Below are 21,851 nucleotides of genomic sequence, written 5' to 3'. Positions count from 1 at the left end.
ATTGTAGCAAAAAAAATGCATGGAGAGGCACGTTAAGCAAATGCATTCTCGTTTCAAATCCCACACAATCGAACAGTAATTGATTTTGAATAACACTAAAGCCAGCGTCAACTCGCGGAATCGGCCTGACAATAAAGGATAACAATCGCATGACCTATACTATTTCTTTGCGCTTACAACCTGAAACTTATCAGCAATATCAAACCATTCACCAAAAACTCAATGCAGGAGATCGTGAAGCGCAAGCTAAAATTCTTGGAGATAATCTGTCCAAAATTGCTTGTGAGATTATTGATCAAGCCTTTGGCACACTGGTCAAAGATTCTAATGCAAAGGATCAAGACTCAGCAAAAGTATTGAAACAAGTGCAAGATGCAATCTTGAAATACATGCCTTGGTCAGTATCTTTTTTTGGTAATGATCGCTTAACGCCTATGGTGAATCATGTACAAAGTTTGATGTATGAACAAGATGGAAAATACTATATTTCATACCCAGTTGAAAAAGTTATTGTGAATGAGTTACTGGGCTGTGCAGAACGTATGCGTGAAGGTCAAAATCAATATGTTGCTCCTGGCTTAAAAGCCTTCACTAAAGTGGTTGATCAAGGCGTTACGAGCTTAATTCGTGAACCTAAAAAAATGCTGAAATTTAATATGGTGGTGGATAAAACCTTAAATGGTGTGATCAGTTTGACCACAGGATTAGGGTATAAGCGATTTGAAAATTTAAGCAAAATTCATGATGCACAAAGTATCGTGAAGTACTTTGACCATTTTTTGGTTTTTCTTGATAATGAAGGACAGCAAAAAGCAAAATTAAATGCTTAAACCATAAGGATAAAGGGAATGGCAAAGTTGGAACAGCTTGATCAGAAAGTGGTGTGGATTACAGGTGCATCATCGGGTCTTGGTAAAGCGTTGGCTGCTGAATGTGCCAGTTTAGGGGCACAGGTTATTTTGACGGCTCGTCGTTTTGAAGAGCTGGAAACGGTAAGGCAGTCTTTGGCACACCCAGAACGACATATTTCCATTAAAGCGGATATCACGGATGAATCACAAGTTCGTCATGCTTATGAACAAGTCCTCCAACAAAAGGGACGTATTGATTGGTTAATCAATAATGCAGGTCTATCACAACGTGCATTAATTAAAGACACGACCATGCAAACTGAACGTGCGATCATGGAAGTTGACTATTTCTCTCAAGTCTTTTTAACCAAAACGGTTTTGCCGACTTTTCAGCAACAGAAGTCAGGACGAATTGCCTTTATCTCAAGTGTAGCTGGTTTATTGGGTACACAATATCGTGCGACTTATTCGGCAGCTAAAGGTGCGATCCATATGTGGGCGAATAGCTTACGTGCAGAAGTTGCGCAAGATGGTGTGGGTGTCTCGGTGATTTTCCCGGGATTTGTGAAAACCAATGTGTCCTTTAACGCGTTAAACGGTGAAGGAAAGCCCCAAGGTTATCAAGATGAGGCCATTGAAAATGGTTTAGAAGCAGAGGAATTTGCTAAACAAACCGTACAGGCATTATTGAAAGGGGATGAGTATATTGTCGTGGGTGGTGCAAAAGAAAAATTAGGCGTTTTTATTTCACGGTTATCACCAGCAATACTGTATCGAATGATCCGAAAAATGAAAGTGAAGTAAACTTTAATGATCATGCGCATATCGATGAGAAAAATTTAATCATATATGTTTGCATTTCTATCTCAATGATCATGCGAGTGATAAGGGATTTAAAGACTCCTCAAGTAAAGTGTACGGCTTGAGTGACTACTACATACCTGTAAAGAAAAAGAGAGACTTTTAGTCTCTCTTTTGTATCGCAGTTCCGTAAGCGAATACTTCAACCATTCCACCTTGAAGACCTAAATCTGTGGTGCTGAGTCTTAATCCTAAGATTTCAGTTGCACCTATTTTTTCTGCTTCAAGTTTAAGTCTAACGATAGCTTCACGTCTTGCACGTTCAACAATACTTTCATAACTGCGTAAACGTCCACCAAAGAAATTTTGGATTTGCGCAAGTACAAACTTAAAATAATCATGCGAAATCACCACATTACTGCTGATCATTTGTCCGTGGTTTTCAGAAGTTTTAAAACGCTGACTATCTAACTTGATATAAGCTAAGCGCGCTTCTTGTTCATCAAGTTGCTTAAAATGCTTTTGTTCATTATAGCGACCAAATCCAAATCCAATACTAAATAGGATGAGAAAGATGACCACCTGAAAAATGATACCATCCATAACGAATCCTTAAGAGGTGAATGGATCAGGAATCTTAGGTGCATTCGGTGTGACATACACAGCTGTGCCATAAACAAATAATTCGGAAGCACCTTGGGTAATATTGGAAGTTGAGAAACGAATCCCGACAATCGCATTCGCCCCTAAGGCACGTGCTTTATCAATCATACGGTTCATTGCTTCTTGACGAGACTCTTCAAGTAATTCCGTGTATGCGGTGAGTTCTCCACCGACGATATTCTTAAGTCCTGCGAGTAAATCACGTCCAACGTGTTTACTTCTGACGGTACTACCATATACCACGTCAAATTGTTGTTGAATTTGATGACCAGGTACAGATTCTAAATTACTTAACAGCATGTGATTGAAGTCGTTATAAAAAGGATAATTAATGACAAAATATCAGTATTTGGGACAATAAAAAAGCCCACCGAGGTGAGCTTTGTTCAAACAAAAAATTACTTCTTGTCGTATTTTAAATCTGAGCTTGAAGGCTGATAAATCACCTGATCCGTAGTATTGGTTTTTAAGCCACCACCGAGTGATTTATAGAGCTCGATTTGGTTGTTAAGGTTCGCTTGTTCAAGCAGCAATAAACCTTGCTCAGCACTATATGATGTACGTTGTGCATCTAATACAGTTAAGAAACTGTCAATACCAGCGCGGAAGCGGGCATTTGAGAGTTTGTAGGTTGTATTGGTCGCATCAACTAAACGGCGTTGTGCAGTTAAACGTTCACCGATATTTTGACGCACTGCCAAAGCATCATTCACTTCACGGAACGCAGATTGAATTGATTTTTCATAATCAGACAATGCGATCTGTTGCTGTGTTTCAGAGACTTTAATATTGGCACGACGTGTACCCCAGTCAAAGATTGGAATATCTAGACTAGGACCAACAGACCAAACAAAAGCGCCAGACTTAAATAAATCACTTAAGTCTGTTGATGCATAACCTGCTGAACCTGTGAGGCTAATGGTTGGGAATAAACGCGCTTTTGCAGCACCGATATTCGCACCAGCCGCACTCAGCTGATATTCAGCCGCTTTAACATCTGGACGGTTGTTGAGTAGATCACTTGGCAAACCAGCCGCAAAAGCAGTGGTTAATGTCACACGTGTGATTCTCTCTTTAGGCAATAAATTGTCAGGTAGCGGTTGACCTACAAGGAGGTTTAACGCATTAACCGCTTGTGCAATTTGAGTCTTGTATTCAGCAACATCGCCACGTGCGGTTTCAACAGAAACTTGAGCCTGACGAAGCGGAACTTCACTGTCGATTCCCACATCAAAACGTTTTTTGTTGAGATTGTAAGATTCAAGTTGAGCTTTCAGCGTTTGTTCAGCGAGCTTAAGATTTGCTTGTGCATATGAGTAAGCCAACCAAGCTTGAGCTGTTTGGCTAATCAAGGCAATTTGAGTGGCATCACGTGCGCTTGCAGTTGAAAGGTAAGTGTCTAGGGCATTGTCTTTCAAGCTTCTAACACGACCCCAAAAATCAATTTCATAAGCCGTTAAACCTAAACCTACATTATAGGTTGTTGCTGGGCTTGGCGAATTGATCGTGTCTTGTCGTAAAACACCACCACTTGCACCAATCGTAGGCAATTGATTGTTTTGGCTGATTTGAAATTGTTGACGTGCTAATTCGATATTTAGCGTTGCTTTACGAAGATCACGGTTATTTGCCAAGGCTAAATCCAAAACTTGGATTAAGCGTTGATCTGCAAAAAATTCCTTATAACCTTGCTCCGCAATAGATGGACCAGAAGCATTGCCAAGATAACTTCCTGGAATATTGGCTTGAGTGACCGGTTCTGGACCACGCATGCTTTGACATGCTGTCAAAGCAAGCGCAATTGCAGATACCGCAATGCTACGACCTGTAATAGACCATACGTTTTGCATCACGAAATTTGCTCCTGTTTATTTTGTTTTGGTTTTGTTTTAAAGATACTTCGGATCCATACATAGAACACTGGAATAAAGAAGATCCCTAAAAGTGTTGAGCTGATTACACCACCAAGTACACCATAACCCACGGAATGTTGACTTCCTGCACCTGCGCCAGAAGCGAGAGCTAGTGGAAGAACACCAAAACCGAAAGCCAATGTGGTCATAATGATTGGACGTAAACGCATTTTCGCGGCATGTAAGGTTGCTTCGAAGAGTTCTTCACCTTGATCTTGAAGCTCTTTCGCAAATTCTACAATCAAGATCGCATTCTTCGCGGACAAACCAATCACGGCAATAATCGCCACTTGGAAGTAGATGTTATTTGAAAGGTTTGGATCTTTCAAAATAATCATTCCCAGGAATGTTAAGGCAAGTGCACCAACAATACCCAATGGCACAACCATGAGTACAGAGAATGGGATAGACCAACTTTCATATAAGGCTGCCAAGCAAAGGAAGACAATCAATAACGAAAGAGCATAAAGGAAAGGTGCTTGTGCGCCAGACTCACGTTCTTCGAGAGATAAACCAGTCCATTCGTAATCGAAACCTTGCAAGCCCATTGAAGGAAGCTTCGCAATGATTTCTTCAACTGCAGCCATCGCATCACCCGAACTCACACCTGGAGCTGGAGTACCTGTGATGTTCATGGAAGAAACACCATTATAACGTTCTAAACGTGGTGAACCATAAGTCCATTCACCTGTTGCGAACGCTGAGAATGGAACCATCGTACCTTGGTTATTGCGGACATACCACTTGTCTAAGTCTTCAGGCATCATACGAGAGCTCGCTTCACCTTGGACATACACTTTTTTCACTCGACCACGATCGATGAAGTCATTAATGTATGAACCACCCCATGCCATACCCATCGTACTATTGATTTCAGCAATGCTGACTCCCATAGCACCTGCTTGAGCATGATCGACGATGACACGATATTGAGGCGTATCTTCTTGTCCGTTAGGACGAACACCTGTTAAGCGCTGATCTTGAGAAGCTAAGCCGAGTACAGCATTACGTGCTGCTAATAATTGCTCGTGACTTTGACCTGCAGCTGCTTTTAACTGTAGGTTAAAGCCTGCACTCACGCCCAACTCCGGCATTGCTGGAAGTTGAAGAGGCATGATATAGCTGGCATCTTTCACAATCATATTCAGTGCCATACCACGTTGGATAATTGCACCGACCTGAGATTCAGGAGAGGTACGGTCTTTCCAGTCTTTCAACTTAATGAAGGCAAGACCTGCATTTTGACCAATACCCGTGAACGAGAAACCAGCAACACTAAATACAGATTCAACATGTTCTTTCTCGTTATTGAGGAAGAAGCCTGTCATTTGATCAATTGTTTTACCAGTGCGTTCAAGCGTTGCATTTGGTGGTAGCTGAACGAGAGTCATCACCACACCTTGGTCTTCATCTGGTAAGAATGAAGAAGGAAGGTTGACAAATAACCAGCCCATCACAGCAATCACAACACCATAGACCAATCCTGCAAATAGCTTGGCATGTGTTAAACGGTTTACGCCGTTTTGATATTTCACCGAAATTTTGTCAAAACCATTGTTAAACCAACGGAAGAAACGGGCAAAAATGTTATTGCTTTGAGGTTTGTTGGCATCATGTTTTTTCAACATGGTCGCACACAATGCAGGGGTAAAGGTTAATGCAACAATCAATGAAAGAATCATTGCTGTAACGAGTGTGATAGAGAACTGACGATAAATTACACCTGTCGTACCCCCCATGAATGCCATAGGTACGAATACTGCAGTTAAGACAGAGGTAATACCAATCAATGCACCAGAGATCTGTCCCATCGACTTTTCAGTCGCTTCCACAGGCTCAAGATGCTCTTCTGCCATCACACGTTCAACGTTTTCTACGACGACAATCGCATCATCCACCAGAAGACCAATGGCGAGAACCATAGCGAACATGGTTAATGTGTTGATCGAGAATCCGAACATGTTGATCACGGCAAATGTACCCAATACAACCACTGGAACAGCCATTGTTGGAATAATGGTTGCACGCCAGTTTTGTAGGAACAAGAACATGACCAAGAATACGAGGATAATCGCTTCAATTAAGGTTTTCACAACACTTTTAATTGAGAGCTCAATAAATGGTGTTGTGTCAAAAGCAAGTTTGTCCACCATACCTGTTGGATAGTTTGGACGTAATTCTTTTAAACGATCTTCAATCGCTTGGGCTGTATCTAATGCGTTTGCACCCGTTGCCAAACGAATCGCTACACCACCTGCAGGTTGACCATTAAATTTAGAGTCAAATGCATAGTTGTCTGCACCTAATTCAATTTTAGCGACATCACCTAAACGAACTTGTGCACCATTCGGTGAGTTCTTAAGGAAAATATTTGAAAATTGTTCAGGTGTTTGTAAAAGACTTTGAGCAGTTACAGTCGCATTTAAAACTTGACCTTGTACAGAAGGTGCACCACCTAACTGACCTACCGCCACTTGCGCATTCTGAGTTCTTAATGCATTTGCAATATCACTCGGTGTAACTTGCAAGTTGGCCATTTTGGATGGGTCCATCCAAATTCGCATAGCATATGAACCACCAAATACTTGCACTTCACCAACACCAGTCACACGGCTAAGTGGTTCAGAGATATTTGAGTTTACATAGTCTTTAATGTCATTTGCATCTAATGCATCTGACTCAGAATAAAACGCAATAACTTGTAAGAAGCTTGCGCCAGACTTGGTAACTTTTAAACCTTGACGTTGTACGTCTTCAGGCAAAAGTGCAGTCGCTGATTGAAGTTTATTTTGAACTTGTACCTGAGCAATATCAGGATCGATACCTTGTTCAAAGTTTAGTGTAATGGAAGCTTGTCCATTACCCGCACTGTTAGATGAGATGTAACGCAACCCATCCAAGCCATTCATTTGTTGTTCAATAATTTGCGTTACTGTGTTTTCAACAGTTTCAGCAGATGCACCCGGATATGTTGCAGAAATCGATACCGTTGGTGGTGCAATCGTTGGGTATTGGGCAATTGGCATCTTGGTGAGGGATAAAATACCCGCCAACATGATGACCAATGCAATCACCCAAGCGAAAATTGGGCGATGGATAAAAAAGTGAGCCATTCAGTCTACTCCTTATGCATTTGAAGTAGCTTTTTGTTCAGATTGAGCTGCTGGCTTTGCTTGTTGACCATCTTTGCCGGCTTGAGGTGCTGCAGCTTGAGGTTGGTAAGGTTTAGCTACAACTTGTTGTTCAGGTTTAACTTTCGCCACACCATCTACAATGACCTTGTCACCTGTATTTAGACCTTTGGTCACAATCCAATCTTTACCTTGAACACCTGCTGTCTCAATTGGACGTACTTCAACTGCACCTTTCGCATTCACGATCATCGCAGTCGCTTGACCTGTTGGTGTACGGGTCACAGCCGCTTGAGGCACTAAAATCGCATTAGGAATTACACCTTGCACAATTTGAGCATTAGTGAACATTCCTGGCAATAATAATTGGTTCGGATTTGAGAACACAGCACGAAGGGTAACTGTCCCTGTTTCTGGATTTACACTTGCATCAGAGAATGCAAGATTACCTTCAATAGGGTAAATGCTGCCATCTTCAAGTTTTAAACGAACTTTAGTATTGTTGCTGCGGTCGATGCTGCCTTGACTCAACTGTTGACGTAAGCGAAGAAGCTCTGCACTTGATTGGTTGATATCAACATAGATTGGATCAAGCTGTTGGATTGTCACCAATGCTTCAGGTTGATTAGCCGTTACTAATGCACCTGCAGTCACACTAGAGCGACCTGATTGCCCTGAAATTGGTGAACGAACAGTAGAATAACCTAAGTTAATCTGCGCATTTTTCACCGCTGCTTCTGAAGCTGCAACATCTGCTTGTGCCAATTTTACTTGTGCTTGTAGATCATCAAATTCTTGCTTAGATACAGCATTGATACCGACAAGTTGGCGATAACGGTCAGCTTTAACTTGAAGCGCATTGAGATTGGCTTTTTGACGAACTAAGGCTGCTTTTGCACTGTCTAAGTTCGCACGGTTGGTATTTGCGTCAATTTCGTACAGAGGTTGTCCTTCACGCACAAAACTACCTTCAGCAAACAGACGCTTTAAAATCACACCGCTTGCTTGCGGACGTACTTCAGAAATTTGATAGGCTGAAGTTCGACCCGAAAGCTCGACAGTTTGTTCAACACTTTGTGGTTGAGCAACGATGACACCAACTTCAGTTGGTGGCATTTGCTGTTGTGCAGCGGCTTGCTCTGCATCTTTTGGATCTTTGCTACAACCCACAAGTGCAATACTTGTTGCAAGAGCACAAGCAGTGAGGGCAGGGGCCCAAAGCTTTGCCGACATCATTATTCCACCTCGTTAGATTTTTCTCTAAAAATAATTGTTTGCTTTGCTATCCGTTGTGATAGGACTAACCACAGTATAGTCAGCCATATCAACGCAATACTCCAACCTGCAACAACATCTGTCGGGTAATGAGCACCGAGATAAACCCGTGAAAAACCCATGCCAACAAACCATATACAGGCAGCGACAAAAATGATTCTACTTTGATGATGGTTTCGAAAGATCATGATCATCAAACCAGCAATCACTGCTGCATAGAGACTATGTGCGCTTGGAAATGCGGCTCCATAAGTTTCAACGATTTGATAAATTGCATTTGGACGAGGTCGGTCGAAAGCATATTTGAGTAACCAGCCAAGACAGGCACCACCAACGAGACCAAGTGAGATAAATAGACAGTTAGCATATTGTTTTAATCGCCATTGCTGTAAGGTCAAAATCGCCACGCACATCAGCATGATCGGTAAACCGCCAACATGAGACAATAAAACCGCAATTCCATCTATGAGGGGATTGCGGTGTTGACTCATCCATGAAACAGCAGTGAGATCGAGCTGTTGTATCGTTGGAATATAGATTCCTATACTACTTATCGTTATTCCTAAACAACCTATTAAAATCAGTAAGTAAGGCATATAAAATAACCTGAGTTATATTATAGTCGCATACATTTATTGCATGAATGCGTCAAAGTGTACTCGCCAGTACACTTTTTTTCAAGTCAGTGTAAAAGCATAATTTATAGTAATTTCATTACAATGTGCATCTTATTTTTAGCACAAAAAATAACACAAATATCTAATGAGAAGATTTCTTTGGTGAAATTGGATCTTCGACCTCTAAAGGTTGTTTTGGGGGCCAGAAAAAGTCCATTGGTCGTGTAACAAAGTGAGTAAATACTAATTTTGCCAGAGGTTTCCATTGTTCAAAACGAACACGTCGTGCGCGTAATGCCACGATAATAGTGAGACTAAAGCTGACAAATAAGTTGGTCAAACCAATTAATAATACACCAAGGAATGAAACAATAATGAGCCCTATTTCAGGCGTGCCATTGATACTCAATAGGCCCTGCATAAAGTTTGCTGAAGCAAAGGCAATATGACGAATATCTAAAGGCAGACCAAGAATAAAGCCAATTGTCCCCATGCTGCCTAGCATGATTCCGAACAGGAAATTCCCGGCTAGTGCGCCTAAATTACGTTCAATATAGTTTGCAAACTTTTCTAGTCTGTCAGCACCTAGCCAGTTTTTTAGACGATGATGTGCTTTTAAGCGAGGTCCGACTTTACGATACACTGCCATGTTGTCGAAGTAACCTGCGATCAAACCAGATAAAAATAGACATACACCTGCAATAGCTGCATGTGGGACTGCGAGGGATGTAAAAGGATTCAAACTATGCAGTAAATATGTTGCTTTACTGTGATTGAGTAATTGTTCACCCAGAATCAACGGCCACATCATGGTGATCAATGCTGCAACCGGAATTGCAATGGAAATATTGCCGAGAATAGCGACAAACTGCGTACGGATAATATTGATAATCAGTGCAGCAAGTTCTGCAATTTGTGCAGTTCGAGACCCTTTCTTTTGTTGAACTGTCGCGGCTAGGGCAGCTGCAGTCATAGCAGGTTGTTTGGTTGCAACGGTAAAATGCAGTACATGGATCAACATGAAACCTAATGCATAGTTCATGCTATACGCGAAGGCTTGCATGATAGGTGCCATGGCGATGCGCGCAGTGAGAATCTTCAAGGTCGCCATGATAGCAATAATGACGCCTGCTCCTGCGGCTGATTTGTACATACTGAAGAAACCAGCTTTATTGGTACTTACATAATGTTCGCCTGTTTTACTGGCATTTTCAGTGACTTGTAATGCGATTAATTCACTGTTTGTTTTTAAAAGCTCTCGAACACTTCGCTCCTCATAGTGAGCCGCAACTAAATCTTGACATAACTCAGCGAGTGCTAAGTATTGAACTTTTCCAGTTTCAGTCAATAAGTTCAGTAATAGTTCAATACGATCTAAACATTGCTCAAGCAAAGACAATAAATAAGTGAGACTTAAACTCACCCCAATTCTTTTCGTAGCACGACGAATCTTCAAAACGACATCGCGGCACTGCTCGATCATCACCAAAGCTTGGTTGGCGTCGGGTACGACCATTTCAGTAAGATCATCAGCTTCACTATAATGTTTTTTGTATAACTCAATAAATTCAATGATTTCACGATTCTGCACCAAAAAAGGTGACTCATATTCAGTCAGTTCTGGTTGTGCATTAATAAACTCAGGATAAAGTCCAATACCGCTGATACGGTAAGATAAAACTGTAATCGCTTTAATCATGTCGCGTTTGATGCCAAATTTTGCATCTAAGCTGCCATTACTTTGATTGACAATCTGAAAAAACTGAATCCATTGCTGATCTTCAATATTTTCTAGCCAATATTTATCGCTACGTAAATGAAAGACACGGAAGACTAAATCTTTTAGATCAGTTTCATCGGTCAAAAGGGGAAGAACATGCGCTCCCATTCGTTGACCCAACTGATTCCAAAAACCATCTAGAGAAAGAATCCCACTGTCCGCATAAATAGTGGTTTGTTTATAGCGATTGATCAGATGAACGATATAGGCTTGAAAAGTGGTGGCTGCAGTCGGCGTAATTAATAACGCTTGTATCAACGCCTGAAATTTTTGATTAATTTCTTCTAGGTTATAACTGTCTGATGGACGGATGCGATTAACGAGTTCAATGAGTATGTTTTCGTCTGGAGCAGCTTGATGATGGTCAAGTTGCTCCTGCATTTGTTTAAAAAGATCATTAAAGTTTATATGCATACGCAAATTTTTTTAGTTGAAGTTTATTGGATTCGATCTAATGCTAATTGCGCCAAATTATCAAGCGCTTGACGATAAATACTTTCAGGCAGTTGTAACAATGCCTCACGAGCTGCTGTAGTTTCTTCAACAGCACGTTCGCGACAGTAATCTAGTGCACCAGAGTTTTGAACAATCTGAATCACTTGATCCAAATGTTCAGTACCACCTGTAGTGATGCTACGACGGATAATATCGTGCTCTGCACCAGAAGTTTTTTGTAGAGCAGCAATCAGTGGCAGTGTTGGCTTACCTTCCATTAAGTCATCGCCAATATTTTTACCAAGTGTTTCTGCGTCAGAGGTGTAATCGAGTATGTCATCTATGATTTGAAATGCATTCCCGAAATGACCTGCGTATTTTCTGAGTGCTTCACGATATTGATGTTGATTGGCAAGAATCGCAGCGCCTTCAGTCGCCAATTCAAACAAACGAGATGTTTTGCCGTGAATAATGTCTAAATACGTCGCTTCAGTGGTTTCAGGCTGATGTTGAGATTGCAGTTGAAGTACTTCTCCTTCAGCAATTTCACATGTTCCTGTTGAGAAGTCTTTTAATAACACCATATTGTTCAAATCTACGAGCAAATCGAACGCTCTAGAAATGAGGAAGTCTCCAACGAGGACAGCGGTTTGGTTGTTCCATGTTGCATTCGCTGTAGGACGACCACGGCGTAACCCAGACTCATCTACGACATCATCATGTACCAGTGTAGCGGTATGCAGCATTTCAATAATTGCAGCTAACTTTTGGGCATGCTCTAGGTTGGTTTCACCGCAAGCGCGAGCAGCCAATAAACACATAATAGGACGCATGCGTTTACCACCTGCCTCAACCACATGTTTGCTGACTGACATCACCAAAGCAACTTTAGAGCTGATTCCTTCATTAATAAGTTGGTCCATCGCAGCAAAGTCTGTAGCAACAGGTGCGAGAATGTCTTGCTTAAAATCGATGGCCATAACAATGAAGTCCTTATACAAACAGTAGATGTTACTCAGCTAGTGTAACAATTTAAGTGAAAGTTTTGGTCGCTTTGCCACATGAATATGCATGATTTTCTTAATGTTGTTCAGTTTCTATTCATGTTTGTGATTTAATCTTCATAATACCAATAAAACTTGATATGTCATTTGATATTCGAAGTAGTTCATTTTGTGAATAAATATAGTTTAATCAATCAGCAAATTGTTATTTTCATGTAAGAAATAGATATTTCGGGATGAAAGTTAACTTTTAGACAAAAGACCTTGTTGTTTATTTCATTATCACTTAAAATCCTTGCCCTTGAATAACCCCCAGTGGCGTTCGTTTTAAGATCGATATATTCCTTTATCGGCACGACGACACGGGCCTGTTGGAGTACATTATGTACGCAGTAATCCAAAGCGGTGGTAAACAACACCGTGTTGTTGAGGGTGAAACCCTTAAAGTTGAATTATTGAAAGCTGAAACTGGTTCTACTATTACGTTTGATGACGTATTAATGTTAGTGAACGGTGATAGCATTCAAATTGGTGCTCCAGTTGTTGCTGGTGCTAAAGTAACTGCTGAAGTAGTTAGCCATGGTCGTCACGACAAAATCCGCATCATCAAAATGCGTCGTCGTAAACACTATCGTAAACAACAAGGTCACCGTCAATGGTTCACTGAGTTGAAAATTACAGCTATTTCAGGCTAATTACGAGGAGTAAATAGACATGGCAACTAAAAAAGCCGGTGGTTCGACACGTAACGGTCGTGACTCAAATCCTAAAATGTTAGGTGTTAAAATGTTCGGTGGTCAAGCTGTGACTGCTGGTAACATCATCGTTCGTCAACGTGGTACAGAGTTCCACGCTGGTGCTAACGTTGGTATGGGTCGTGACCATACTTTATTTGCTACCGCTGATGGCGTGATCAAATTCGAAGTTAAAGGTCAATTTGGCCGTCGTTATGTATCTGTTGAAACTGTATAAGTTTTATCAGGCATAACCAAAAAACCCACTCTTGAGTGGGTTTTTTTATATCTGAAAGAAAGTTTTTGAACTGAAGTGAATCTTCATCATGATGAAGTATTCTCAACAATTTAGCTAAATAACAATACAAAAGTTCTTATTTTCTCAATTATTAGCGATCAAATTTGGTTTAAGATGACTCCATATCAAATGATGATCAATAACAAAAGGTGGGATCATGACAATGCTTCGTAAAACGATTGGTGCAATTACAATGAGTGCTGCAATGATGGCACCAGTCGCAAGCACTCAAGTTTTCGCAGCGCCAGTGGCTGCTTCGGAGCAACAAGCGACCGCAAACTTGGTTCGTCAATTAAACGGAATAAAAAGTTTAACGGCAAATTTTGAACAAACAACGAAAGCAACTAAATCTAGTAAAGCACCACAAAAACAAGGTTTGAGTGCTCAACATATGAATCAGACTTTCACTGGGGTGATGAAAGTTGCTCGTCCAGGTAAGTTCTATTGGGAAACTACAGCACCAGCAAAACAAACAATTGTGACTTCTGGAAAGATGATTTGGATCTATGACCCAGATCTACAGCAGGCAATTCGTCAAAATATGGATGAGCAAGTTGCCAATACTCCAGCATTATTATTGTCTGGTAACACTAACCAAATTATGCAGTCATATCGTGTAACACAGCCCAATAAAGCTAAAACTTATTACACGTTATATCCTAAGCAGAAAGATGGAGCCTTTCAGAGTCTGACCATTAGTTTCGGTGCAAATAAAGCGCCAAGCTTAATGATTTTAGAAGATTCATTAGGACAAACTACACACGTTAAATTTAGTAATGTGAAAGTGAATGCAGGTATTCCGGATTCGACATTTAACTTTACACCGCCTAAAGGCACAGACATTATTGACCAATAATATAAAAGCAGCGTTCATCGCTGCTTTTTTTTAACTACAAATTTCAACTGAATTCATGTCAGCTAGAATTTATAGTCTCTGTGTTAAACACTCATTTTTATTGGAGGCTATATGCTAAAACACATGAATCGGTTTGGAAAAGTGAGTGTTATTTGTGCATCAATGATCATGTTAGGCGCTTGTCAGCCTAAATCTGATGCAGAAACTAAAAAAAGCAATGAGACTGCTGCGCAAGTAAAACAATCAGAATCTTGGTATATCGAATCGAAGAATGTCGAATTAAAGCCTAAACAGAAGCAAGTATGCGATGAGGCAGGGTGTACAGAATATTCATTCCAAACGGTTGAAACTAATCATCCCTGGATTAATACGTATTTTAAAAATCGAATTGAAAAAGCAGACCCTATCCCATTTCAATCGGCTACTAAGAACTCAGAGACAAAAACTGTTGATCCGCTGAAGTTGAGTCAAAGTCAGACTGTGGTACGTTATTTAAGTCAACATCAGAATATTGCGAGTTTTGAATATCTGAGCTATGTATATCCTGCTGGTGCAGCACATGGGATGTACCACAAAGAATATGTTCATTTCGATTTAAAAACTAAAAAAAGAATAGCACTACAAGATTTAATTGTGAAAGGTCAAAATAAAAAGCTATTAGAAACACTTTATAGTGCTAATAGTATGTGGCTTACAGATCACAATATTGAACAAGATAAACTCGAATTAAGTGACAATTTCTATTACGGAATTGATGGTATCGTCTTTGTTTATCCGCTGTATGAGCTCGCGTCCTATGCTGAAGGAATGTCTGAACTCACTTTACCTTATGTGAGTGTGAATGGTTTGATACAGTCAGAATATCTTCCAAATCTACCCAAACTCACTGCTGAGTAATTGACTCTATTTTAATTTGATTCAATAAGCTTCAGCTGTCAGCGCTTCGACTGTATTTTTTTCAACGAAGCGCTTACACTATAGGCAGTTTTTTTCCCTGAAAAGATTAACCATGATCGACCCGAAATTACTTAGAAATAATATAGAGGCTGTAAATTTAGCCTTAGCTAAACGTGGCGTGCAACTCAACGTAGAAGAATGGGCATCTTTAGAGGCTCGTCGTAAAGAAATTCAGTCTAAGACTGAAGCTTTACAAGCAGAACGTAATTCGGGTGCTAAACAAGTTGGTCAAATCAAAAAAGCAGGTGGTGATGCCTCTGAAATCATGGCTCGTATGAGCGCGATCGGAGATGAAATTAAAGCTGCTGAGCTTGCATTAACAGAACTACAAGCTGAAATTGAAGCAAAATCACTTTCTATTCCAAACCTACCTGATGAGTCGGTGCCAGAGGGCAAAGATGAGAATGACAACGTTGAAATTTTAAAATGGGGTACGCCTCGTGAATTCAACTTTGAAATTAAAGATCACACTGATCTTGGTGAGTGGATGGGTGGACTCGAGTTTGAAACAGCGACTAAGTTAACAGGTACTCGTTTCAGTGTGCTCAAGGGCCCGCTTGCACGTTTACAACGTGCACTAACGCAGTTCATGTTAGATACACATACATTGAAAAATGGCTATACAGAAGCTTATGTACCGTATTTAGTAAATGCTGATTCATTACGTGGAACTGGTCAGTTGCCTAAATTTGAAGAAGATTTGTTCAAGCTTCAAGGTGACAAAGAATATTACTTGATCCCAACTGCTGAAGTACCTGTGACTAACTTTGTGCGTGATGAGATTATTGATCCTGAGCGTCTACCGTTAAAATATGCTGCTCATACACCTTGTTTCCGTAGTGAAGCTGGTTCTTATGGTCGTGATACACGCGGTTTGATTCGTCAGCACCAATTTGACAAAGTAGAAATGGTTCAAATTGTTAAACCTGAAGACTCTATGCAAGCATTGGAAGAGTTGACAGGGCATGCTGAGGGTATTTTACAGGCGCTTGGATTGCCATATCGTAAAATCATCCTATGCGGTGGTGATATGGGCTTTGGTGCAACGAAGACTTATGACTTAGAAGTTTGGGTACCAAGCCAAAATACCTATCGTGAAATTTCATCGTGTTCAAACATGGGGGATTTCCAGGCTCGTCGTATGAAAGCTCGTTACCGTGCTGATCAAAAGAAAACAGAGTTTGTTCATACTTTGAATGGTTCAGGTTTAGCAGTTGGTCGTACTTTGCTCGCGGTGATGGAAAACTATCAACGTGAAGATGGTTCGATTGAGATTCCTGAAGTCTTACGTCCTTATATGGGTGGACAAAATTTTATCGATTAATCGATAAAACACAAAAAAGCTAACTCAATTGAGTTAGCTTTTTTTTAGTGTTTTAATGAATGAGTTGAGCACTGCCTGTTTGCCTTTCAATAATTTTTTTTAAGGTCTCACTCGGTTTTTCCCCAAATGCATCTTTATACTCAAGTGAAAAACGACCTAAATGTGTAACACCCCATTTATAAGCAATTTCAGTAATATTAATTTTATGCGTAGACTGTGAAATTTCATTATAAATACATTTAAGTCGGTAATGGCGTATATAAGCATTTGGACTGCATTTTAAATATTTTTTGAAAATTGTATTCAGCTTTTTTTTGCTTAATCCAGATGCATATTCTAAATCTGAAATTTCAATTTTTTGATGTATATTTTTTTGTATGAATTCTAACAAGCGAGTAAAGAAGTCAGGATAATCTAAAGTATTTTTATAAATTAAATCACTATAGTTATTGGGTTGAGATAATAATAATGACTTCACGATAATATATTCAAAATCTGAGCGCATTTCTTGAAAAAATGAAGTATTGGTAAAATTGTTTGTGAAATTTTTAATACTGTCTATTAAATCCCACCATGCTTTAATTTTCGGGTTGTTTTGATCCATCACATTTTGAAATACCAAAGATTCGGTAACTGGTTGAGAGATTAAATCTGAAAGTATTTTTTCAACAAAAGTCTTTGAAAAAGAAATGAATGTTTGCACACAGTCTTTGTCAATAATTAGTTCAAATTTATCTTCAGGTGAAACAATGGATGCTTGATCATAACAGGCGTAAAAAGTTTGACCATCTTTTTTAAATAATGGTCGCCCATTTTTAGGGCGCGTTATACAAAAGTGGTTCATATTTTCATGCGTATGCGTTTTGAAAATTACATCTTTACCATATGTTAAATCCCCAATAATCATACGACCGATTTGCGATCCATTAAAACTAAAATCCAATGGTTCATATTGATTAAAATCGACTAAATCATGTGGGCCAATGATTAAATCAAGACAATGGTTGGCATCATGAATATTCTGCGTATGTGATTGAATCGTAGAAATAGACCTATGTTGCTGGCTATACATAAATACCTCTATCCTTAGCTTGCTTATCATTACTTATGCAAAAATCAATCCATGATTTTGCTTTTTTTGTTTTATCTCAAATAAATAAATTAATCTAAAATAGCAGAATATAAAAATACTCTTTTGGTACTAAATTAGATTAATTTGATATGTTATTTAAAAGTGGTAAGCAACACGTAACATAGGGCTACTCGCGGTCGCTCCTGAACCAGCGACACCAGATGCATCATTACCATATTTATTTTTCCAGTATTGATAAGCAATCCCAGCTTTCAATTTTGGTTGATTGGCAGATTTATCTTTAAGTAAAGAATACATTAAAGACATGTCTACAAAGATTTCGCTGGCGGTAGGCTCACCAAAAGGATCTTTCCCTTTGGTGCTCATCCAGACACCTATGCCTTGATAATTCCAATTCGATTGCATAATAGGAAAATCCCAAAGCACTTGAAGTGCTAAGTAAGGATCGTAGGTATATTTTTTACTCAGTACATTAGCATCATTGCTCTCGTAATAACCTAGCAAACTGAGATTAAGATAGCCTGGTGTATTTAATGTAACACTTGGACCAGCAACATACATTTGTCGATTTGAACCATAATCATCATTCTTTGTATTCCAGTCAAAACCTACTGTAAAACCATATGTCTTGAACCAACTAGAATCATTCAGTTTGTGTTGCGTGATACTTGGGATATCTAAGGTATGACGATAAATTGCATATGCCTCTTGAGCTCCTCGACCAGAAGCTTTGTTTGCATTTGGTTCAGCTGAGGATTGATGCATATTGAGTTGAAAAAAATTGGTGCCATATTTATAGCCGCTTAGGTGTACAAGACTAAAAATATACTTGTCAAAATCACCGTCTTTAAATGGTTCTGAGAAATCTTGACCATAACTGACAGCCAGTGAAGTATCACTCCAATTTGCCGCTTGAACTGCAGTGCCTAATGCAAAGCAGATTGATCCAGTGAATAACCCCTTTAAAATATAATTCACAGCTAAATTCCCTCTTAAAATAAATAAGCCGACAGTGAAACTGTCGGCTTAAGTGGTGGATTAACGAATATTATGCTTTTCCAAAATTGGTAAAACATGATCACGGAAATACGGAAATTCGCGGCTATAATCGAGGAATGAAAGAGTCGTTCCTCTAAAACCAGCTTCATGTAAATCTAAAATACCTTGCGCGACTTGTTCAGGTGTACCGACTAATGGAAAGCCACCATGGCCTACACTCATTGCATCACGAATGGATTGTTGAACTTCTTTTGGGAAACTTTGAGCATGTGCAAACATTAAGCTCATCAGATTGTCAACGGCAACAGTATCAGCATTGTTTAATTGACGATCCCATTCTGCTTTGGCTTCCTCTTGTGTAGGTCTGCAAATGACATGGGAGAAGGTCATCACATTGACTTCTCGGTTTACGTCGCGACCTGCTTGTTTAAGCTCATCAATTTCAATCTTGCTTCTGCCCAAGTCTGAAGCTGGTGTAAAAAGAAAGTCCGCATTATTAACGGCAAATTCACGTCCATTTTTTGAACCAGCAGCATTGAAGATAGGCGGATGTACAAGTGGTTTTGGTTTTCCATAAGTTCCTTTGGTTTTGAAAAACTTACTTTCAAAATCAAATTTTTCTTCACTGGTCCATACTTTTTTAATCAGGTCATACCAGTCTTGTGCATAACCATAACGAGTTTCGTGATCATCAGGTAAATGTAGACCGAGTGCTTCATATTCAGGTTTATTCCAACCTGCAACGATGTTGAGTCCAATACGACCTTGACTAATCTCAGATAGCGTTGCAATCTGCTTGGCAACTACAACTGGATGATTGGGGACGGTCTGAATTGTCGCAAAAACTGTAATGTCTTTGGTTAAAGCCAATAATGCGGCCGCCCAAGTCATGGTCTCTAAAATTGTTCCCTGAAAGTCTGTTTCACCGCCATAGCCTGTAAAGCGAGCAATCGGTAACATGAAGTCGATACCAGCTTCATCTAGCATTTTTCCAAGTTCGAGATTCTTTTCCCAGCTCGCACTCCATCGATCTTCAAGAGTTGAAATGGTCATTCCACCTGAGCAGTTAGAAGCAAATGAGCCGAGTAGAAAGCGATTATCATTGAAAAAGTGATGTTGATTCATTTTAAAAATCCTTAAATTTCGTGAATTCGCTATACACCAGCAAATGCTTGATGAAGATTTGCTTGTTTATATTGCCCGTTATGGAACACCAATGGATTTCCAAGCTGATTACGGCAGGCTTCAATTTGTCCCACAATAATGTAGTGATCCCCAGCTTCATGAAGCTCATACTGACGACAAACAAAAGTGGTTAAGGATTTATTTAGAATGGGGATGCCCATATACTCATCAACGTCATCTAAGCCTTCGAATTTGTCATCAGAAGATTTTGAGAAATGCTTAGACTCTTGATACTGATCTTCACTCAAGATATTGATGGCAAAATATTCTGCCTGTTTGAAATCTTCGAAATGTGTCGCAGATTTTGCGATGTTCCATAAAATTAAAGGTGGATCAAGCGATACAGAAGTAAATGAGTTCGCTGTCATTCCAATTTTTTTATGATTTGAATCTAATGCAGTTACCACTGTAATCCCAGTTGCATACTGACCTAAGAGTTGGCGTAACGAGCGTTGCTCCAACTGTATTACAGGTGTCATTTCATTTAACATGATCATAATCCTTCATCTTAATTCTGATTGTCAGAATGAGTTCCTTTATTCGCCAATCGGTTTATTTTCACTGGATGGCCAAGTTGGCATCAGTTCATTTGAGGGTAAAGTTTCATCTAAAAGTTTCTTGGCAGTTTCAACACCTGCAACAGGTAGTCCAGTTGGATCTAATACGCCAATTTGCACCAGTAAACTTGCCTGATCCCAATAGATATGCTCATGACATAGTTTCGGTCCACGGAACTTGATAATGCCGAGCATTGGAATCTCTACATATTTTCCCGTCGGTTTAATTCCAGGAATTAACCAATCAATTTCCTCATCATGAGTAAAACTCATAATGAATTCATCAACGACTTGAGTTGCGCCTACAGTTCGTGAAATAGGCGTCAGTTTCATATCTTTTGGATTGTTATGAACAAAATGGTATTGATAGAAGCGAGCTAATTGTTTGTAGCCGACGCCACCTGTCAATGTTGGAATGTGATTGACATAAGGCTCTGCCACCATTGTTGCCATCGTGTCTGGAACATTTCGAGTGTCAAATTCAAATCGAACATGCTCTTCCCATAGCGCAGCAAGGTCGTAATTTGGTCCTATTGCTTTGCGTAAAGCTGTAATGGTTCTTTCATGTGCCATGAGTGCACTAGGCTTGTGATAATGCATACTCTGTGGGCGAGCAAAGGCATGATCGACATCTGGATAAATATATGTTTCGACTTTTGAGTTGTTTTGCAGAGCAAGTAGGATTTGATCACGAGTGTTAGAATCACAGAATTGATCTTGTTCAGCAAAATGAAGAACCAGTTTGGATTGAATGTTGACTGCTTCTTCTAGGTTTTGCTCGATTCCTACACCATAGTAAGAAACAGAACAATTTAAATCTGGAATGCGGCAAGCTGCGAGATATGCCAATTTACCGCCTAGGCAGTATCCGACCAATCCAGTACCTGCATCTTGATCAACTGTTTCAAGGGATTTGAGTTTTTCAATTGTAGATTTGATATCTTCAATACCCAGATCTTGATTAAATTGAGTATATAAGTCATATGCTTTTTGAAAGTCTTCTTCGGTATAACCGAGTTCTACATTAGGTTGAATACGCCAAAATAAATCAGGAACAATAACGGTATAACCTTCTTCAGCCAAAAAATCTGCCTTTTGACGCATAACTTCATTAACACCGAAAATTTCCTGACATAACACAAGACCAGGACCTTTACCTACCTCAGGTACTGAAAGATATGCTTTAAACGAACCTGCTGATGAATGTACATCAATATATGAACCAGCCATCTCGATAATCTCCTTTACTGTTGAACTTATCATCGGCATCAGCAGGATTTTTGACTATCCAAATAGAGTTCAAGTTTTATCCGTTTTAGGTCCCTTCATCGATATGCATCTGTTAAAAAAGCTACCACTTGCTTACTTTTAAGCAGCT

The 21,851-nt window shown here is 39.7% G+C and carries 20 protein-coding genes; 7 read left to right on the top strand and 13 right to left on the bottom strand.

Annotated elements, in window-relative coordinates:
* The first annotated feature begins 149 nt into the window (after positions 1–149).
* Both AC1M9P_RS01150 and AC1M9P_RS01145 read left to right on the top strand, forming a co-directional pair.
* A complete protein-coding gene (locus AC1M9P_RS01150; protein ID WP_035266700.1) occupies positions 150–830 on the top strand; it encodes a hypothetical protein in 681 nt (226 codons plus the stop codon).
* An 18-nt stretch (positions 831–848) separates the two neighbouring features.
* Positions 849–1,655, top strand: coding sequence for an SDR family NAD(P)-dependent oxidoreductase (locus tag AC1M9P_RS01145; protein WP_035266703.1), 807 nt, complete (start codon positions 849–851; stop codon positions 1,653–1,655).
* A 159-nt stretch (positions 1,656–1,814) separates the two neighbouring features.
* Here the strand turns inward: AC1M9P_RS01145 and AC1M9P_RS01140 are convergent, their stop codons facing one another.
* From AC1M9P_RS01140 to sdsA, 8 genes are all read right to left on the bottom strand, one after another.
* Positions 1,815–2,255: a YbjQ family protein gene (locus AC1M9P_RS01140; RefSeq protein WP_481586502.1), complete on the bottom strand. Its 441-nt coding sequence runs from the start codon at positions 2,253–2,255 to the stop codon at positions 1,815–1,817.
* Between the two features lie 9 nt (positions 2,256–2,264).
* Positions 2,265–2,615 carry a YbjQ family protein gene (locus tag AC1M9P_RS01135; protein ID WP_180027966.1) on the bottom strand — a complete coding sequence of 117 codons (351 nt, stop codon included), beginning with the start codon at positions 2,613–2,615 and terminating at the stop codon, positions 2,265–2,267.
* A gap of 98 nt (positions 2,616–2,713) precedes the next feature.
* Positions 2,714–4,165: a multidrug efflux RND transporter AdeIJK outer membrane channel subunit AdeK gene (gene adeK, locus AC1M9P_RS01130; RefSeq protein ID WP_481586552.1), complete on the bottom strand. Its 1,452-nt coding sequence runs from the start codon at positions 4,163–4,165 to the stop codon at positions 2,714–2,716.
* Positions 4,165–7,341, bottom strand: a complete 3,177-nt coding sequence (locus AC1M9P_RS01125) for an efflux RND transporter permease subunit (RefSeq protein ID WP_035267851.1) — start codon at positions 7,339–7,341, stop codon at positions 4,165–4,167. The genes adeK and AC1M9P_RS01125 overlap by 1 nt, the downstream gene beginning before the upstream one ends.
* A 12-nt stretch (positions 7,342–7,353) precedes the next feature.
* A complete protein-coding gene (locus AC1M9P_RS01120) occupies positions 7,354–8,595 on the bottom strand; it encodes an efflux RND transporter periplasmic adaptor subunit (protein ID WP_035267853.1) in 1,242 nt (413 codons plus the stop codon).
* The gene (locus AC1M9P_RS01115) at positions 8,595–9,230 is read right to left on the bottom strand and encodes a phosphatase PAP2 family protein (protein ID WP_481586501.1); all 636 of its coding nucleotides are present in this window, start codon (positions 9,228–9,230) and stop codon (positions 8,595–8,597) included. The genes AC1M9P_RS01120 and AC1M9P_RS01115 overlap by 1 nt, the downstream gene beginning before the upstream one ends.
* Before the next feature lie 163 nt (positions 9,231–9,393).
* Positions 9,394–11,445 (bottom strand): site-specific recombinase, encoded by a 2,052-nt coding sequence (locus tag AC1M9P_RS01110; RefSeq protein ID WP_180027964.1) that lies wholly within the window; start codon positions 11,443–11,445, stop codon positions 9,394–9,396.
* 23 nt (positions 11,446–11,468) lie between these two features.
* On the bottom strand, positions 11,469–12,446 hold the full coding sequence (gene sdsA, locus AC1M9P_RS01105; protein WP_035267858.1) for an All-trans-nonaprenyl-diphosphate synthase: 978 nt from the start codon (positions 12,444–12,446) through the stop codon (positions 11,469–11,471).
* Positions 12,447–12,853: 407 nt separating this feature from the next.
* Here sdsA and rplU point away from each other — a divergent pair, with 407 nt between their 5' ends.
* From rplU to serS, 5 genes are all read left to right on the top strand, one after another.
* Complete coding sequence (rplU, locus tag AC1M9P_RS01100; RefSeq protein ID WP_035267860.1) at positions 12,854–13,165, top strand: 50S ribosomal protein L21; 312 nt, start codon at positions 12,854–12,856, stop codon at positions 13,163–13,165.
* A 19-nt stretch (positions 13,166–13,184) separates the two neighbouring features.
* Positions 13,185–13,442 carry a 50S ribosomal protein L27 gene (gene rpmA / locus AC1M9P_RS01095; RefSeq protein WP_035267862.1) on the top strand — a complete coding sequence of 86 codons (258 nt, stop codon included), beginning with the start codon at positions 13,185–13,187 and terminating at the stop codon, positions 13,440–13,442.
* A 217-nt stretch (positions 13,443–13,659) separates the two neighbouring features.
* Entirely contained in the window at positions 13,660–14,358 is a 699-nt protein-coding gene (lolA, locus tag AC1M9P_RS01090; RefSeq protein WP_035267863.1) for an outer membrane lipoprotein periplasmic chaperone LolA, read from the top strand.
* 111 nt (positions 14,359–14,469) lie between these two features.
* Positions 14,470–15,255: an RsiV family protein gene (locus AC1M9P_RS01085; RefSeq protein ID WP_481586500.1), complete on the top strand. Its 786-nt coding sequence runs from the start codon at positions 14,470–14,472 to the stop codon at positions 15,253–15,255.
* Positions 15,256–15,367: 112 nt separating this feature from the next.
* Entirely contained in the window at positions 15,368–16,639 is a 1,272-nt protein-coding gene (gene serS, locus AC1M9P_RS01080; protein ID WP_481586499.1) for a serine--tRNA ligase, read from the top strand.
* 52 nt (positions 16,640–16,691) lie between these two features.
* Here serS and AC1M9P_RS01075 read toward each other — a convergent pair whose 3' ends face one another.
* The 5 genes from AC1M9P_RS01075 to AC1M9P_RS01055 all read right to left on the bottom strand — a co-directional run bounded on the left by AC1M9P_RS01075 (position 16,692) and on the right by AC1M9P_RS01055 (position 21,703).
* Positions 16,692–17,711 carry an AraC family transcriptional regulator gene (locus AC1M9P_RS01075; RefSeq protein ID WP_481586498.1) on the bottom strand — a complete coding sequence of 340 codons (1,020 nt, stop codon included), beginning with the start codon at positions 17,709–17,711 and terminating at the stop codon, positions 16,692–16,694.
* Positions 17,712–17,867: 156 nt separating this feature from the next.
* Entirely contained in the window at positions 17,868–18,710 is an 843-nt protein-coding gene (locus tag AC1M9P_RS01070) for a hypothetical protein (protein WP_257219853.1), read from the bottom strand.
* 60 nt (positions 18,711–18,770) lie between these two features.
* Complete coding sequence (locus AC1M9P_RS01065) at positions 18,771–19,856, bottom strand: LLM class flavin-dependent oxidoreductase (RefSeq protein ID WP_179997731.1); 1,086 nt, start codon at positions 19,854–19,856, stop codon at positions 18,771–18,773.
* Positions 19,857–19,885: 29 nt separating this feature from the next.
* Positions 19,886–20,407, bottom strand: a complete 522-nt coding sequence (locus AC1M9P_RS01060) for a flavin reductase family protein (RefSeq protein WP_179997732.1) — start codon at positions 20,405–20,407, stop codon at positions 19,886–19,888.
* 45 nt (positions 20,408–20,452) lie between these two features.
* Positions 20,453–21,703 carry a dienelactone hydrolase family protein gene (locus AC1M9P_RS01055; protein WP_481586497.1) on the bottom strand — a complete coding sequence of 417 codons (1,251 nt, stop codon included), beginning with the start codon at positions 21,701–21,703 and terminating at the stop codon, positions 20,453–20,455.
* Between the last annotated feature and the right edge of the window lie 148 nt (positions 21,704–21,851).

This window comes from Acinetobacter sp. 25-47-122, assembly GCF_056779695.1.
Note: the sequence above shows the minus strand (reverse complement) of the source record. Positions and strands in the feature narration are given on the sequence as shown.

What these genes read in the sequence shown, in the direction of transcription:
- AC1M9P_RS01060 (WP_179997732.1), bottom strand. Translation starts at nt 20,407, where the DNA reads ATGTTAAATGAAATGACACCTGTAATACAGTTGGAGCAACGCTCGTTA.
- rpmA (WP_035267862.1), top strand. Translation starts at nt 13,185, where the DNA reads ATGGCAACTAAAAAAGCCGGTGGTTCGACACGTAACGGTCGTGACTCA.
- AC1M9P_RS01115 (WP_481586501.1), bottom strand. Translation starts at nt 9,230, where the DNA reads ATGCCTTACTTACTGATTTTAATAGGTTGTTTAGGAATAACGATAAGT.
- AC1M9P_RS01150 (WP_035266700.1), top strand. Translation starts at nt 150, where the DNA reads ATGACCTATACTATTTCTTTGCGCTTACAACCTGAAACTTATCAGCAA.
- AC1M9P_RS01055 (WP_481586497.1), bottom strand. Translation starts at nt 21,703, where the DNA reads ATGGCTGGTTCATATATTGATGTACATTCATCAGCAGGTTCGTTTAAA.
- AC1M9P_RS01145 (WP_035266703.1), top strand. Translation starts at nt 849, where the DNA reads ATGGCAAAGTTGGAACAGCTTGATCAGAAAGTGGTGTGGATTACAGGT.
- AC1M9P_RS01140 (WP_481586502.1), bottom strand. Translation starts at nt 2,255, where the DNA reads ATGGATGGTATCATTTTTCAGGTGGTCATCTTTCTCATCCTATTTAGT.
- AC1M9P_RS01075 (WP_481586498.1), bottom strand. Translation starts at nt 17,711, where the DNA reads ATGTATAGCCAGCAACATAGGTCTATTTCTACGATTCAATCACATACG.
- AC1M9P_RS01085 (WP_481586500.1), top strand. Translation starts at nt 14,470, where the DNA reads ATGCTAAAACACATGAATCGGTTTGGAAAAGTGAGTGTTATTTGTGCA.
- serS (WP_481586499.1), top strand. Translation starts at nt 15,368, where the DNA reads ATGATCGACCCGAAATTACTTAGAAATAATATAGAGGCTGTAAATTTA.
- lolA (WP_035267863.1), top strand. Translation starts at nt 13,660, where the DNA reads ATGACAATGCTTCGTAAAACGATTGGTGCAATTACAATGAGTGCTGCA.
- AC1M9P_RS01125 (WP_035267851.1), bottom strand. Translation starts at nt 7,341, where the DNA reads ATGGCTCACTTTTTTATCCATCGCCCAATTTTCGCTTGGGTGATTGCA.
- AC1M9P_RS01120 (WP_035267853.1), bottom strand. Translation starts at nt 8,595, where the DNA reads ATGATGTCGGCAAAGCTTTGGGCCCCTGCCCTCACTGCTTGTGCTCTT.
- AC1M9P_RS01110 (WP_180027964.1), bottom strand. Translation starts at nt 11,445, where the DNA reads ATGCATATAAACTTTAATGATCTTTTTAAACAAATGCAGGAGCAACTT.
- rplU (WP_035267860.1), top strand. Translation starts at nt 12,854, where the DNA reads ATGTACGCAGTAATCCAAAGCGGTGGTAAACAACACCGTGTTGTTGAG.
- adeK (WP_481586552.1), bottom strand. Translation starts at nt 4,165, where the DNA reads ATGCAAAACGTATGGTCTATTACAGGTCGTAGCATTGCGGTATCTGCA.
- sdsA (WP_035267858.1), bottom strand. Translation starts at nt 12,446, where the DNA reads ATGGCCATCGATTTTAAGCAAGACATTCTCGCACCTGTTGCTACAGAC.
- AC1M9P_RS01135 (WP_180027966.1), bottom strand. Translation starts at nt 2,615, where the DNA reads ATGCTGTTAAGTAATTTAGAATCTGTACCTGGTCATCAAATTCAACAA.
- AC1M9P_RS01065 (WP_179997731.1), bottom strand. Translation starts at nt 19,856, where the DNA reads ATGAATCAACATCACTTTTTCAATGATAATCGCTTTCTACTCGGCTCA.